The organism is Pseudomonas sp. NFACC39-1 (assembly GCF_900110355.1).
Taxonomy (GTDB): Bacteria; Pseudomonadota; Gammaproteobacteria; order Pseudomonadales; family Pseudomonadaceae; genus Aquipseudomonas; species Aquipseudomonas tehranensis.
The window spans coordinates 159,915-173,187 of record NZ_FODL01000005.1 but is presented as its reverse complement, the minus strand read 5'-3'; the positions used below and the strand labels follow the sequence as shown (position 1 = coordinate 173,187).

At 62.1% G+C, this 13,273-nt stretch carries 13 protein-coding genes; 6 read left to right on the top strand and 7 right to left on the bottom strand.

Annotated features, from left to right (window positions below):
* Window positions 1-2: 2 nt before the first annotated feature.
* From BMY45_RS12685 to BMY45_RS12670, 4 genes are read left to right on the top strand one after another with little or no spacing between them, the layout of a single operon-like run.
* The gene (locus BMY45_RS12685; protein WP_092398018.1) at window positions 3-1,250 is read left to right on the top strand and encodes an NAD(P)/FAD-dependent oxidoreductase; all 1,248 of its coding nucleotides are present in this window, start codon (window positions 3-5) and stop codon (window positions 1,248-1,250) included.
* Window positions 1,247-2,062, top strand: a complete 816-nt coding sequence (locus tag BMY45_RS12680) for a DUF1365 domain-containing protein (RefSeq protein WP_092398016.1) — start codon at window positions 1,247-1,249, stop codon at window positions 2,060-2,062. Before BMY45_RS12685 ends, BMY45_RS12680 begins: the two co-directional genes overlap by 4 nt.
* Window positions 2,034-3,302 (top strand): SAM-dependent methyltransferase, encoded by a 1,269-nt coding sequence (locus BMY45_RS12675; RefSeq protein ID WP_092398014.1) that lies wholly within the window; start codon window positions 2,034-2,036, stop codon window positions 3,300-3,302. The genes BMY45_RS12680 and BMY45_RS12675 overlap by 29 nt, the downstream gene beginning before the upstream one ends.
* Window positions 3,302-3,790 (top strand): DUF2878 domain-containing protein, encoded by a 489-nt coding sequence (locus tag BMY45_RS12670; RefSeq protein WP_092398012.1) that lies wholly within the window; start codon window positions 3,302-3,304, stop codon window positions 3,788-3,790. Before BMY45_RS12675 ends, BMY45_RS12670 begins: the two co-directional genes overlap by 1 nt.
* A gap of 28 nt (window positions 3,791-3,818) precedes the next feature.
* Here BMY45_RS12670 and BMY45_RS12665 read toward each other — a convergent pair whose 3' ends face one another.
* Genes BMY45_RS12665 through BMY45_RS12655 form a run of 3 tightly spaced genes read right to left on the bottom strand, consistent with a single transcriptional unit; the run spans window position 3,819 to window position 5,223 of the window.
* Entirely contained in the window at window positions 3,819-4,124 is a 306-nt protein-coding gene (locus BMY45_RS12665; RefSeq protein WP_047229154.1) for a DUF6482 family protein, read from the bottom strand.
* Window positions 4,121-4,660: a DUF3833 domain-containing protein gene (locus BMY45_RS12660; RefSeq protein WP_092398010.1), complete on the bottom strand. Its 540-nt coding sequence runs from the start codon at window positions 4,658-4,660 to the stop codon at window positions 4,121-4,123. Before BMY45_RS12660 ends, BMY45_RS12665 begins: the two co-directional genes overlap by 4 nt.
* A complete protein-coding gene (locus tag BMY45_RS12655; RefSeq protein ID WP_092398008.1) occupies window positions 4,657-5,223 on the bottom strand; it encodes a chalcone isomerase family protein in 567 nt (188 codons plus the stop codon). Before BMY45_RS12655 ends, BMY45_RS12660 begins: the two co-directional genes overlap by 4 nt.
* A gap of 219 nt (window positions 5,224-5,442) precedes the next feature.
* Between BMY45_RS12655 and BMY45_RS12650 the strand changes: the two genes are divergently transcribed.
* On the top strand, window positions 5,443-7,011 hold the full coding sequence (locus BMY45_RS12650; RefSeq protein WP_092398006.1) for a sensor domain-containing diguanylate cyclase: 1,569 nt from the start codon (window positions 5,443-5,445) through the stop codon (window positions 7,009-7,011).
* 118 nt (window positions 7,012-7,129) lie between these two features.
* Window positions 7,130-9,130: a peptidase U32 family protein gene (locus tag BMY45_RS12645; protein ID WP_092398004.1), complete on the top strand. Its 2,001-nt coding sequence runs from the start codon at window positions 7,130-7,132 to the stop codon at window positions 9,128-9,130.
* Between the two features lie 107 nt (window positions 9,131-9,237).
* Here the strand turns inward: BMY45_RS12645 and BMY45_RS12640 are convergent, their stop codons facing one another.
* From BMY45_RS12640 to BMY45_RS12625, 4 genes are all read right to left on the bottom strand, one after another.
* Complete coding sequence (locus BMY45_RS12640) at window positions 9,238-10,071, bottom strand: energy transducer TonB (RefSeq protein WP_092398002.1); 834 nt, start codon at window positions 10,069-10,071, stop codon at window positions 9,238-9,240.
* A complete protein-coding gene (tolR, locus tag BMY45_RS12635) occupies window positions 10,068-10,514 on the bottom strand; it encodes a protein TolR (RefSeq protein ID WP_047226513.1) in 447 nt (148 codons plus the stop codon). Before tolR ends, BMY45_RS12640 begins: the two co-directional genes overlap by 4 nt.
* 13 nt (window positions 10,515-10,527) lie before the next feature.
* A complete protein-coding gene (gene tolQ / locus BMY45_RS12630) occupies window positions 10,528-11,235 on the bottom strand; it encodes a protein TolQ (RefSeq protein WP_092397998.1) in 708 nt (235 codons plus the stop codon).
* Window positions 11,236-11,299: 64 nt separating this feature from the next.
* Complete coding sequence (locus BMY45_RS12625; RefSeq protein WP_092397996.1) at window positions 11,300-13,237, bottom strand: phytase; 1,938 nt, start codon at window positions 13,235-13,237, stop codon at window positions 11,300-11,302.
* Window positions 13,238-13,273 lie beyond the last annotated feature (36 nt).

Here is a 13,273-nt window from a genome sequence, read left to right as displayed (position 1 = left end):
ACATGCGCATCGCAATCATCGGCAGCGGCATATCGGGACTGACATGCGCGTACCTGTTGGCTCGCCAGCACCAGATCACCTTGTTCGAAGCCGACGACCGGATCGGCGGCCACACCCACACCGTGGACGTGCAATGGCAAGGCCAGCGTTACGGGATAGACACCGGTTTCATCGTCTACAACGACTGGACCTACCCGAACTTCATCCGTTTGCTCGACCAGTTGGGTGTGCCTTCCCGCCCCACTGAAATGAGCTTTTCGGTACATGATCCAGCCACTGGCCAAGAGTACAAGGGGCATACCCTGCGCAGCCTTTTCGCCCGACGGCGCAACCTGCTGTCGCCGAGCTTCTGGGGCATGCTGCAGGACATCCTCAGGTTCAACCGGCAGGCCACGGCCGACTTGAAGGCGCAACGCATCGACAGCACCACCCGGCTCGGCGATTACCTGCATGTCCACAATTATGGCCAACGTTTCATCGACCATTACATCGTGCCCATGGGGTCGGCGATCTGGTCGATGTCGCCCGCCCGAATGCTCGAGTTTCCGCTGCAGTTCTTCGTGCGCTTCTGCCATAACCACGGCCTGCTATCGGTCAACCGACGGCCACAATGGCGGGTGATCGAGGGCGGCTCCCGGGGTTACATCGACCCATTGTGCGCGCACTTTCGCCAGCACATCCGGCTCGACTGCCCGGTGCAGCGGGTGAGCCGCGACGCTACAGGGGTGGACATCCTCAGCACTGCGGGCCTTGAGCGTTTCGACAAAGTGGTGTTTGCCTGCCACAGCGACCAGGCCCTGGCACTGCTTGAAACGCCAAGCAAAGCGGAACGTGAGGTGCTCGGTGCTCTGGACTACGCCAGCAATGAAGTGCTGCTGCATACCGACACTCGTCTCTTGCCGCAGCGACGCCAGGCCTGGGCGAGTTGGAACTACCGACTGGGCGGTTCAATGCGAGCGCCTGCCGCACTGACCTACAACATGAACATCCTCCAGGGCCTGGACGCCCCAGTGACCTTCTGCGTGAGCCTCAATCAGAGTGACGTGGTGGATCCGGCCAAGGTGCTTGCCCGCTTCGATTATGCGCATCCGCAATACAGCCTCGCCGGCGTCGCCGCCCAGGCTCGCCAGGGTGATCTGCAAGGGCGTCAGCACAGTTATTTCTGCGGCGCCTATTGGGCCAATGGTTTCCACGAAGACGGTGTGGTCAGTGCGCTGGATGTGGCCGGGCATTTTGGAGAATACCTTTGAACAGCAGCCTGTGCCGCGGCTGGATCGACCATCGCCGCTACTCACCCCGCGCCCATGGGTTCCGATACCCCATCGGCATGCTTTATCTGGACCTCGCCGAACAAAGCCAGGTGCTGGGCCTGTCACGCCTGCTGCGGGCTTGGCCCTTGGCACCGCTGTGCTGGCGCGAGCGCGATTACCTGCCCGCTCGCACACGTCTGGGTGTTCCCTTGGTCGAGGCGGTGCGCGAACTACTGGCCCAAGCCCTGGGCACCGCGCCCCAGGGCGCCATTCAGCTGTTGACCCAGCCGCGCAGCTGGGGCCTGTCCTTCAATCCGGTGAGTTTCTATTTCTGCCACGAAACCGATGGGCAGCTGGCGGCCATTCTCTGTGAAGTGCGCAATACCCCATGGCGCGAACGCTACCACTATGTGTTGCCGGTAAGCCCCGGCGCGCCTCATGCGTTCCGGGTGGCCAAGGCGTTCCATGTGTCGCCGTTCCTGCCCCGGGACATGGACTACCGCATGCGTTTCCTGGTGGCGGATTCACATATCCGCGTGCACATGGAGAACTGGCGCGATGGCAGCAAGGTGTTCGAGGCCGACCTCGCGCTCAAGCGCCAGCCTCTCGATGCCGCAGCCATACGTCGTCACTTTCTGGCCTTCCCGTGGATGAGCCTGCGCACCTTGAGCGCCATTTACTGGCAGGCCCTGCGCCTGCTCTTCAAACGTACCCCCCTGCACGACCATCAGGCCTGCCAAAACGGCCTGAGCGTCGGCGAAACCGCCCACAAGGACCCCGACCATGCCCGAACCCACCCTGAGCGTTACTAAGGCCGGCAGCTTTCGCCTGTTCAACGGCGGCGTCTTCAAGCAAGTCGTCCTCGGCCAATTACGACACCTGCGTCAAGGCCACTTGCGCCTGCTGCTTGAGGGGGAATCGTTGAGCTTCGGCGATCCGGCCAGTGTTCTGCAGGCCGAAGTCGAAATTCTGGATGACGCCGTCTGGGGCATGCTCGCCAGTAACGGCTCGATCGGCGCCGGTGAGGCTTATATCCAGGGGTACTGGCGCAGCAACGACCTGACGGCGGTGACCCGCGTGTTCGTCGCCAACCTGGACGTGCTCGATGCAATGGACAGCGGCCTGGCTCGCCTCGGTCGCCCGCTGCTGCGTTGGCTGCACTGGCTCAACCGTAACAGCCGGCGCGGCTCACGGCGCAACATCATTGCCCATTACGACTTGGGCAATGACTTGTTCGAGCGCTTGCTCGACCCCACTATGATGTACTCGGCCGCCCTGTTCGAAAGCCCCGAACAAAGCCTGGAAGACGCCCAGCTCAACAAGCTCGAACGCATCTGTCGCAAGCTCGACCTGCGGCCCGGCGACCACCTGCTGGAGATCGGCACCGGCTGGGGCAGCCTGGCGATTTACTCGGCCAGCCAATACGGCTGCAAGGTGACCACCACAACGTTATCGCGCGAACAGTATGCCCACACCTGCCAGCGCGTCGAGGCGCTGGGCCTGCAGCAGCGCATTGAAGTGCTGTGCAAGGACTATCGCGACCTGGAGGGGCACTACGACAAGTTGGTCTCGATCGAAATGATCGAAGCGGTCGGTCATCGCTATTTGCCCGAGTACTTCCGGCGCTGCGCCGCACTGCTCAAGGATGACGGCCTGATGTTGCTGCAAGCCATCACCATTCGCGACCAGCGGTATGAGCAGGCACGACGCTCGGTGGACTTTATCCAGCGGCATATCTTTCCCGGCGGCGCGTTGCCATCGTTGTCCGTCCTGCTCAACACCGCCAGCCGTCAAACACCGCTCAACCTGCTGCATCTGGAAGACTTCGGCGCGCACTACGCCCGCACGCTTAAGCACTGGCACGAGAACTTGCGCCAATCACGCCAAGCGCTGCTGGAACTGGGTTACGACGAAACCTTCCAACGCCTGTGGGAGTTCTACCTGTGTTACTGCGAAGGTGGATTCCAGGAGCGTGCCATCGGCGTCGCGCAACTGCTCTTTGCCGCTCCCGGGGCGCGTCAGGCCTCCTTGCTGGAGCGGCGGGAGGCTTGATGAGTCGCGCAAGCCTGATCGTCAACGCACTTTGGGTCCAATTGGGCTGGTGGGGATGTGTGCTGGGTGCGCAGAATGCCTGGTGGCTCCTGGCTGTGGCGGCGGGGTTGCTGGCTCACCTGAGTTTCTGCCCACAGCCCCGGGCCGAGCTGCGGGCGGTGATGCGCGTGGGGCTGTGCGGCATGTTGCTGGACTGGAGCCTCGGTGTGCTGGGCCTGTTCGGATTCGGCCAGAGCGCCCTGCCTCTCTGGCTGGCGCTGCTCTGGCTGGTGTTTGCCACCAGCTTGCGGCACAGCCTGGCCTGGGCCGTGCGGCCAGTATGGCGCGGTGCATTGCTGGGCATGATCGGCGGTCCATTGGCCTATTGCGCAGGAGCACCCTTGGCCGGCGTTGCGCTGCCGCTTGGCATCGTGGGGACCGCTCTGATTCTGGCGCCCTTGTGGGCACTCTGGCTGCCGTTGGCGTTGCGCCTGGCTGATCCCCACTGAGGTCAGAACCCGCACCAGGCGAACATCATTACCAAGGCTCATCCAGAAAAAGTGGCACGCGCAAAGGCTCTATCGGCCCCTCGCGCTGGCCACACATTTCGTCGTGAACGACATGCTGTACCAACATGCAGGGTAACCGCGGCGCGTCACGCAGCAACTCACGCAAATGGGTGGTGGATCGCAAGTGCAATGTTCGTCCCGAGTCGTCGAGCAACGTACGAAACCCACGGTCCAGTCGCGCACGCAACACGTAGATACCGCCCTCCAGCGACCACAACTCCAGCTCGTGTACCCGGCCTTCGATGGCCAGCTCGATCAGGGTTTGCAGGTTCATGGCGTGCCCCCGCCCTGACGACGGAAAAACAGCGTGACCTGCCCCAACTCGACGCCGAATTTACTCATGCTCGAACGGTTGATCAGCGTGGCTTCGTCCATCAAATACATCCAGTCGTCAAAAGACACTTCGTAAGTCGATCCGTCTACTGGCAGGTTCAATCGATAGCGCCAGCGCAGCGCATTGCCAGCCACCTCACCCCGCGCCTCGCCGATCACATCGTCGGCGCGACCGCGCCAGAGCCCCGGGCCATCGGGGGTCAGCGTCCATACGCGCCGTTGTCGGCTGCCATCACTGTAGAGAAAGCGCTCATCGAGTATCAGCCGTTCACCTTCGCGGTGACTGAGTATCTCGACCTCGAAGCGCTTGATGACTTCGCCCGAACGTTTTTGATAGATGCCCCAGGCCTTGATTGGCTGACTGAAGAAGCGCACCAGATCCAGCTGCGGTTGCTGGTCGGCATAACGATCGACATTGACGTTGCCGCAGCTGGTCAAACTCATCATTAAAAGCCACACAACCATCAAACGAGTCATGGTGTTTTTCCTCCTGCGCGCGTGTTGTTGAGCCCCATCAGCTGTTGCCGCAACTCCGGATGCCGAGTGCGGGGATCGAGCCAGATGGCGAAGAAGTTTCGAGCGAACGCTGGGTCGGCGACTTCATGGGTCAAGCGCCCGTCGACATAGAAGCGGCAACCCTTGCCGGGCAGGTAAAGCCCGGTGATTTGACTGCCTGGCCTGACGTCGACGAAGGACCGCCGCATGTCATCGGTCCAACTGTCGAGCCGTCCGGGGTCCAGGGATTTACCCGCGATTCGGAGCATCTCCTCGATGCTCGCTTGTACCAGTGTTTGCTTGCTGATCGTGCGGCGGTAATTGAGCTCGAGTGCCAGCGGCGTTTCCAGGCTGGGTTGCGAAGCAGCACTCCATAACCTGGCCTGGTAGAGATCGAACCCGTACCAAGAATAATCGGCTTGCCCCACCAGACGGGCGTCAGGCAATACCGTGCGCCAGTCGCAGAGAGCCTGGCTGGCGTAAAGCACCAAAACGCAGGCCATGAACCGGTTCAGGCTTTTCTTGAGCGCAAACGACCTGGCCATTGAAAAACATCACTGGATTACCGAAGGTCGCTCAATAGTTGTACATGAAATATGATTTGTACAGCTTTTTTGAGAGGATCTGCGGGTTATGGCCCTTGGTATCCACCCTGCCTTCGCGATTTGTGCCTGCCTCGAATCCTTCAGCTAACGTGCTGTTATCGGATAAGGTAGCCTGCGTCCTAATAATTCGCAGTCGCGTTGCTGTAGAAGGAAATGTTAATGCTCGGACGTGAACGGCCGCAGCTAAAGAAAGAAAGTGCTGACGAATCCTTTCCCCCTCAGGTAGCGCGGGCCGGAGCTGCCTTGCGGCTCACCATCACTTTCATGCTGGTGGTGGTGATCGTGTTCCTGGCCGTTGAAGGCTGGAGAACATGGCGTGACTATCGCTCTGCTTTTGCCTCAGCCCGCGATTCGGTGACGAACCTGGCGCGGGCGACCGCCCAGCACGCCGAAGACACCATCCGGCAAGTGGACGTGGTGACCGCCGCACTCAGCGAGCGAGTGGAAGGCGATGGCCTGCAGAACATCGACATCCCGCGCATCCATAAACTGCTGGTGCAACAGTCGGCCATCATGCCGCAGTTGCACGGTTTGTTTATCTACGGCCCCGACGGGCAGTGGATAGTGACGGACAAGCAAACAACGCCAGACTCGGCAAACAATGCCGACCGCGACTACTTCCAGTATCACCGCACCCACGAGGACCGAAGCGTGCGGATCGGCGAAGTGATCAGGAGCCGATCCACCAATGACCTGATCATCCCCATCTCCCGCCGCTTGAACAATCCTGACGGCTCGTTCGCCGGGGTGTTGCTGGCAACGGTCAAGGTCAGCTATTTCGTGGACTACTACGGCGACTTCAAGATCGACGACAAGGGAGCCCTGGTCCTGGCCCTGCGAAATGGCACGATTCTGGTCCGGCGGCCCTTCGTCGCCTCGGTGGTCGGCAAGAGCCTGGTCAATAGCGTGATCTTCCGTGACCACTTGCCCAACTCCAATCAGGGCGTCGCCGAGGCCAGGGCCGTCGTCGACGGCACTGAACGCATTTATGGCTACCGAGCCTTGACCACTTATCCGCTAGTGGTCGAGGCCGGATTGTCTCGCGAATCGATCATCGCCCCCTGGCGTCACGATCTGCTCAAGACCGGCTTCGTACTGATATTCCTGATCGTGATACTCGTCGGCTTCGGGCTGATCGTGTTGAGCCAGTTGCGCTACAGGATGACCATGGAGAAACAGATTCGCAGCGCCCACCAAACCATGCGGGACATGGCACTGACCGACAGCCTGACCGGTTTGGGCAACCGCAGGCGGCTGGACATTGCATTGGCCGATGAGATTCGCCGGGCCAGGCGTCAGAACGCCTCTTTGGCCTTGATCATGCTTGATGTCGATTACTTCAAACGCTACAACGACAAATACGGGCATGCTGCCGGGGACGACTGTCTGCGCGCGATCGCCGGAGCGATCCAACAAACGATCAAACGACCCGGTGACCTGGCGGTGCGCTACGGCGGTGAAGAATTCACCATATTGCTGCCCGACACCCACAGCGCGGGAGCCGCCAAGATCGCACAAGAGATCCTGGAGTCCATCAGGGCGCTGCACATCGAACACCTCGACCATCCGTTGGGCCTGGTCACCGCCAGCGCGGGCATCACCACCTGCCGGCCGAGCACCGAGGAGGTGACCCCGGCCATGCTGATCAAGGCCGCTGATGCCTTCTTGTATCTGGCAAAAAACACCGGGAGAAACCGCTGGTGCAGCCCTGATGCTTCGCCGGGGTGATCCCACGAGGCGAAAGCCGCATATCGGTCATATCGCGCAAATCCAAGTCCACAGGTGCCTGCCGGGCGCCTGGCGGCTACAATGCGCGCTTCGACCGTGACCAGCCTGATAAAAAAACATGTCCTTGCCCAAACATCATCTGGAATTGCTCAGCCCTGCCCGCGACGTGACCATCGCTCGCGAGGCGATCCTGCATGGCGCTGACGCCGTGTACATCGGCGGCCCGAGTTTCGGCGCGCGTCACAACGCCTGTAACGAGGTCAGTGATATCGCCCGGCTGGTGGAGTTTGCCCATCGCTACCATGCCCGGGTATTCACCACGATCAACACCATCCTGCATGACAACGAACTGGAGCCGGCCCGCCAGTTGATCCACCAGTTGTACGATGCGGGTGTCGATGCGTTGATCGTCCAGGATTTAGGGGTGATGGAGCTGGACATCCCGCCGATCGAGCTGCACGCCAGCACCCAGACCGACATCCGCACCCTGGCACGGGCAAAGTTTCTTGATCAGGCCGGCTTCTCCCAACTGGTCCTGGCACGGGAGTTGAACCTGCAGGAAATCCGCGCCATCGCCGACGAAACCGACGCGGCCATCGAGTTCTTTATCCACGGCGCGCTGTGCGTGGCGTTTTCCGGCCAGTGCAACATCTCCCACGCCCAGAACGGCCGCAGCGCCAACCGTGGCGATTGCTCCCAGGCCTGTCGCCTGCCCTACACCCTCAAGGACGACCAGGGTCGGGTGGTTGCCTACGAGAAACACCTGCTGTCGATGAAGGACAACAACCAGAGCGCCAACATCCGCGCCCTGGTGGAAGCCGGCGTGCGTTCGTTCAAGATCGAAGGACGCTACAAGGACATGGGCTATGTGAAAAACATCACCGCCTACTACCGCCAACGCCTGGACGATGTCCTCGAAGACCGTCCGGACCTGGCCCGCGCTTCCAGCGGCCGCACCGCGCATTTCTTCGTGCCCGACCCGGACAAGACCTTCCACCGCGGCAGCACCGACTACTTCGTCAGCGAGCGCAAGATCGACATCGGCGCCTTCGATTCCCCGACCTTTACCGGCGTGCCGGTGGGAGTGGTAGAGAAAGTCGGCAAGCGCGACCTGCAAGTCGTGACTTTTGATCCGCTGTCCAACGGCGATGGCCTCAACGTGCTGGTCAAGCGTGAAGTGGTGGGTTTTCGGGCCAATATTGCCGAGCCCAAGGGCGAATTCGAAGAGGACGGCCAGAAGCGTTACCGCTACCGGGTCGAGCCCAACGAGATGCCCGGCGGCCTGCACCAGTTGCGCCCCAACCACCCACTGAGCCGCAACCTGGATCACAACTGGCAGCAAGCCCTGCTCAAGACCTCCTCAGAGCGTCGCGTGGGCCTGGCCTGGAATGCACGCCTGCGCGAAGAGCGCCTGGAGCTGACTGCCACCAGCGAGGAAGGCGTCAGCGCCAGCGTTAGCCTGGACGGGCCATTCGGCCTGGCGAACAAGCCGGAACAGGCGCTGGAGCAACTGCACGACCTGCTCGGCCAACTGGGCACCACCGAGTACCACGCCACCGCCATCGAGCTGGATGCGCCCCAGGCGTATTTCATTCCCAACTCGCAGCTCAAGGCGTTGCGTCGTGAAGTCATCGAAGCGTTGACTGCCGCCCGTATCGCCGCTCACCCCCGCGGTGGCCGCAAGGCCGAGACCACTCCACCGCCGGTGTACCCGGAGTCGCACCTGTCGTTCCTGGCCAACGTCTACAACCAGAAGGCCCGGGATTTTTATCATCGCCACGGGGTGAAACTGATCGATGCGGCGTTCGAAGCCCACGAAGAAACCGGTGAAGTACCGGTGATGATCACCAAGCACTGTCTGCGTTTCTCGTTCAACCTCTGTCCCAAGCAGGCCAAGGGCGTCACCGGCGTGCGCACCAAGGTTGCGCCGATGCAGTTGATCCATGGTGACGAGGTGCTGACGCTGAAGTTCGACTGCAAACCCTGCGAGATGCATGTGGTCGGCAAGATCAAGGGGCACATCCTCGACCTGCCGCTGCCGGGCAGCACCGCACAGCCGGTCGTCGGGCATATCAGCCCGGAAGACCTGCTCAAGACGATCCCTCGCGCGCCGCATTAAGCAATCGCGCGCAGGTCCCATCACGACAGATCGAACTGTTGCGCCAGCACCGTCAGGCCGCTGGCGCGGTTTAGTCCTGGTGCGTCGGGCCGCCATCGGCTCGGGCTCTATTCGATACGGTAGTGAAAGGTATTGCGCACCGCCGGCACCGTCACGGCCTGGCCGTCGACGATCCGCGGCTGATAACGGAAGGTCTGGGCCGCAGTCAGCGAGGGTCGGATGAACAACGGGTGGCAGCCGTCCAGCACCTTGGGGTTGTCGATTCGCCCGTCCGGTTTAACGCTGTACTCCACCGTGCAATCGCCTTCCAACCCTTTGTCCAAAGCCCGTTGCGGATAATCCGGAGCCTCTTTGCTCAGGGGTTGATAGTGGCGACTGTCGGCGGCGGCCAAGCGCGCCTGTTCGGCTTGGCGTTGCCGGGCGAACGCCTGGGCCTGTTGAGCCGCTTGGCGCTGTCGTTCGGCGGCCTGTTGCTCGGCTTCCTGCTGGCGTCGCTGGTTCTCCTGACGCTCGCGCTGTCGTTCGGCCTGTTGCAGGGCCTGCTGCTCGCGCTTTTGCTCCTCGACACGTTTGCGCGCCAGGGTTGCCTGCTCCAGTTTCTGTGCTTGAAGCCTTGGATCGACCACAGGTTTGCTCGGTGGCGGGCGTGGCGCTTGCACCGGAGCCGGCGCGGCTTCGACCGGTTCTGGGGCGACCTCCGCCACGGCGGTCGGCGCCGGCGCTTCAGGCACCGGCAGCGGTGGCAACATCACCAGTTGCGTGCGCAGCACCTGCGGCGCTTCGACGGCGGGTTTCTCTACGGTCCAGCCCAGCACCAGCAATGCCGCGACCACCGCGTGCAAGGCCACGGCGAGTCCTGCCGCCAGGCTGTTCCTCCAAAAACCACTGCCGGACACCGTGGGTAAACCCAAGGATGGACTGTGCATGATCATCGCCGTCATCGGGGTGCCTCGGTCACCAGCCCAAGGTTGCTCACCCCGCCCTGCTGCAAAGCGGCCATGGCGGCCACGACACGACCGTAGTCGGCGTGGTCGTCGGCACGGATATACACCTGAGTGTCGCTGCGCTCGGCGACAACCTGGGCCACCTTGGCGCGCATCTGATCCAGGTCCACGGCGCTGTCGGTCTGGCTTTGAGTGTCCAGTTCGGCACCCAGGTTCCAGTAATAACCGCCCTCGGCCTTCACAGACAGGGTCAGGATCTGTTGGCGGCTATCGTTGGCCAATGCCTGGCTGGCGACCTTGGGCAGCTCGATTTTCACGCCTTGGGTCAACATGGGTGCCGTGACCATGAAGATCACCAGCAGCACCAGCATCACATCGATGTAAGGCACCACGTTCATTTCGGCCTTGGGCCCGTGCTTGCGTTGTGGTTTGACTAGCATCTGCCCTCTCCTCTCAAGCGGCCGCGGCCAGGTTCACCGGGGCGCCGTGCAGCTTGCGGTGCAGGCGGGCCTGCAACTCATTGCCGAACGCGTAGTAACGCGTCAACAAGGTCTGGCCGCGAGCGGAAAAGCGGTTGTAGGCGATCACAGCGGGAATCGCCGCGAACAGGCCGATGGCGGTGGCAATCAAGGCCTCGGCGATGCCCGGCGCCACAGTGGAGAGGCTGGCCTGCTGCACTTGGGACAAACCCAGGAAGGCGTTCATGATCCCCCAGACCGTGCCGAACAAACCGATGTAAGGGCTGACCGAACCGACCGTGGCGAGAAACTGCAAGCCTTTCTCCAACTGGACCTCCTGCTCGCTGATTGCCACTTGCAGCGAACGCTCCACCCCTTCAAGCACCACCTGTGGGCTGCCGGAGGGTACGTTGAGCTGGGTGAAAGCCTGGAAGCCGGCGTGAAAGATCGGCTCCACGCCGCCCTCTTCCTCGCGCACCTGGGTGGTCTCGCGCAACAGCGCTGGCAAATCGCTGGTGCTGCGAAAACGCTGCATGAAACCGTTGAACTGGCGCTCGTTGCGGCGCAACACGGTGCTGCGCTGGATGATCAGGTACCAGCTCAACAGCGAGGCCAGCAGCAGTGTGAGCATGACGGCCTTGACCAGAAGACTCGCATCGCTGATCAGGCCCCAGATTGTCATATGTTCCAGAGTGGCTTGCATGGGTAGAACTCCTGTCTGGCTGCTATTCGATGAAATGTTCATGACCGGTTGATGACAGCGCCGTTCAAGGCAGGCGCAAGGCTTTGGCGACTTCGCTCCAGGGCACGAACTTGAAGTTCTGGGTCTGCTCGGGCATCCGTTTGCGGCCGTCCTGGACCACCAGCATGCCGTCGCTCCAGGGCCCGCCCAGGTTGGCCGAAGTCACTTCCAGGCCATCGGTTTCCGAGGCGCCGTCGATACCCGCAGCGCCGTTCAGGCCGACGCGCAACGCACCGCGCACGGCATAAGGCGGTTCGGCATCAAGTAGTACATAGCTGTCGTTGCCCTGGCTTGAGATCACCAGGTAATCGTGGCCGGCGCCTTGGTACAGGGCGATGCCCTCAACGTCGGCATGCAACTGAGGTCCGACCTTGATCACGTTGTTCAATGTCGCCGGCCGGTCGGCCCGGGCATCCACCGCCCAGACACCGACGTCTTCTTCGCCGAGAAACAGACGCTGGCGTCGGTCATCGGCGACGCAACCTTCAGGCTGGCTGTCGACGCTGAACTGGCGCACCAACTCCCCTTTCACCACACCGTCCGGGGCGCTGAGGCGGTACTGCAAATAACGCCCGTCCTTGCCATTGGCAAAGGCATACAGTTCGCCTTCACCCGGCTGGAACAGGCAGATGCCGTAGATTTCCTTGAGCGGCGTGGCAATCTCACCGGCCTCGCTCAACTCACCGCTGGCGCGGTCAATGCGGAACAGGCTGAGGCTGTTGCGGTCGCGGTTGCTGGCGACGGCCAGATCGACGGTTTGCGTGCCCAGCCTGAAGTTGCCGCGCACATCGACGTTGTTGAGGCGGCCCACCGCCAGCTCCTGCAGCAGCTTGCCTTGCAGGTCATACGCCAGTAGGCCTTGCTTCTTGTTGGTGCCCAGCACCCGGCTCAAGGCAGGTGTCGTGGGGTGAACCCAGATCGCTGGATCATCCGCCGCGTCGCCCTGGCGTGCTACCGGTTCGCTCTGGGCAATGGCCGCCACCGTGGGCAGCACGGGCGGCAGGGAAACAGGCGTGGGTTGCCAATTGATTTGGCCCTGGTACAAGCGTCCGGTGTCATCGTCGCGCAACAGCATCTCCAGGCCGGTATTCGTCGAACGTACCGCGAGGCTTTCCGGCTCGTTCAGGCCCGGCAGCGTCAAACTGGCCTTAGAGGTCCAACCCTGGCTTTCTTGCTGGTACAGATGCAGTTTTGCCGCCCCGGGGTCCAGGCCCAGCAACCCGCCTGGTAACGCCGCCAGGTCCCCAGCGGCCTGCTGGATGTCACCGAACGGTGTGCGCATCGCCACGGGTACACGCACCGCGTCGGCCTCGGAGGATGCCGGGTAGGCCCACCAGCCCACCTGTTCCTCGTTGACAAACAGCTGATTGGCGCTGTCCTGCACCTGGCAGGCCTGGGCATCGGGCGGCAGTGGCAGGCCGCGTACGCGCTGTGCGCTGGCGCTCAGCTGCTCGCCGTTACCCACCAGCCATTGTTCGCCCTTGCCTTCTTCACCCACCAGAAACACAAACAGGTTGCTCGCTTCATCGCGGTACAGGCACAGCCCGTTCACCGGAAAATCTCGTGCCGGCAGGTACAGCGGCGTCCCCCACTGGCGTTTATCCGGGTCGAGGCTGACCAACAGTGCTTGCTGACGAGTGCTGTCGAGGCTGGCGACCAGCACGTTCGCCCCGAGGGCCCGGCTGTCGAGACCTTCGAAGGAGCCCTCCAGGCGCGACAGTTCGCGGCCTTGGGCGTCCAGCAACAGCAAGCCTTCACGGGCGCTAGCCAGTCGTTCGGTCGTCGAATGGCCAGGCACAAACCCCAAGGCATTGATCGAGCGCTCCTGGGTCTGCGGCCAGGGTTGCAGCTTCAAGGTTGGGGAAGCCGCCAGGGCTGGAACGGTTGCCAGACTGATGAGCATTGCCAGCAGGTACTGTTTGGGAAAAAACAAAGCTGTGTTCAACGGAAAAATCCTTGTCATTGAAAGGGGGGGCGCATCGCGCCCCGGCGGGGATAA

Coding starts and splice junctions, on each gene's coding strand:
- BMY45_RS12645 (WP_092398004.1), top strand. CDS start 7,130: ATGTCCTTGCCCAAACATCATCTGGAATTGCTCAGCCCTGCCCGCGAC.
- BMY45_RS12670 (WP_092398012.1), top strand. CDS start 3,302: ATGAGTCGCGCAAGCCTGATCGTCAACGCACTTTGGGTCCAATTGGGC.
- BMY45_RS12640 (WP_092398002.1), bottom strand. CDS start 10,071: ATGACGGCGATGATCATGCACAGTCCATCCTTGGGTTTACCCACGGTG.
- BMY45_RS12665 (WP_047229154.1), bottom strand. CDS start 4,124: ATGAACCTGCAAACCCTGATCGAGCTGGCCATCGAAGGCCGGGTACAC.
- tolR (WP_047226513.1), bottom strand. CDS start 10,514: ATGCTAGTCAAACCACAACGCAAGCACGGGCCCAAGGCCGAAATGAAC.
- BMY45_RS12655 (WP_092398008.1), bottom strand. CDS start 5,223: ATGGCCAGGTCGTTTGCGCTCAAGAAAAGCCTGAACCGGTTCATGGCC.
- BMY45_RS12625 (WP_092397996.1), bottom strand. CDS start 13,237: ATGACAAGGATTTTTCCGTTGAACACAGCTTTGTTTTTTCCCAAACAG.
- BMY45_RS12660 (WP_092398010.1), bottom strand. CDS start 4,660: ATGACTCGTTTGATGGTTGTGTGGCTTTTAATGATGAGTTTGACCAGC.
- BMY45_RS12650 (WP_092398006.1), top strand. CDS start 5,443: ATGCTCGGACGTGAACGGCCGCAGCTAAAGAAAGAAAGTGCTGACGAA.
- BMY45_RS12685 (WP_092398018.1), top strand. CDS start 3: ATGCGCATCGCAATCATCGGCAGCGGCATATCGGGACTGACATGCGCG.
- tolQ (WP_092397998.1), bottom strand. CDS start 11,235: ATGCAAGCCACTCTGGAACATATGACAATCTGGGGCCTGATCAGCGAT.
- BMY45_RS12675 (WP_092398014.1), top strand. CDS start 2,034: ATGCCCGAACCCACCCTGAGCGTTACTAAGGCCGGCAGCTTTCGCCTG.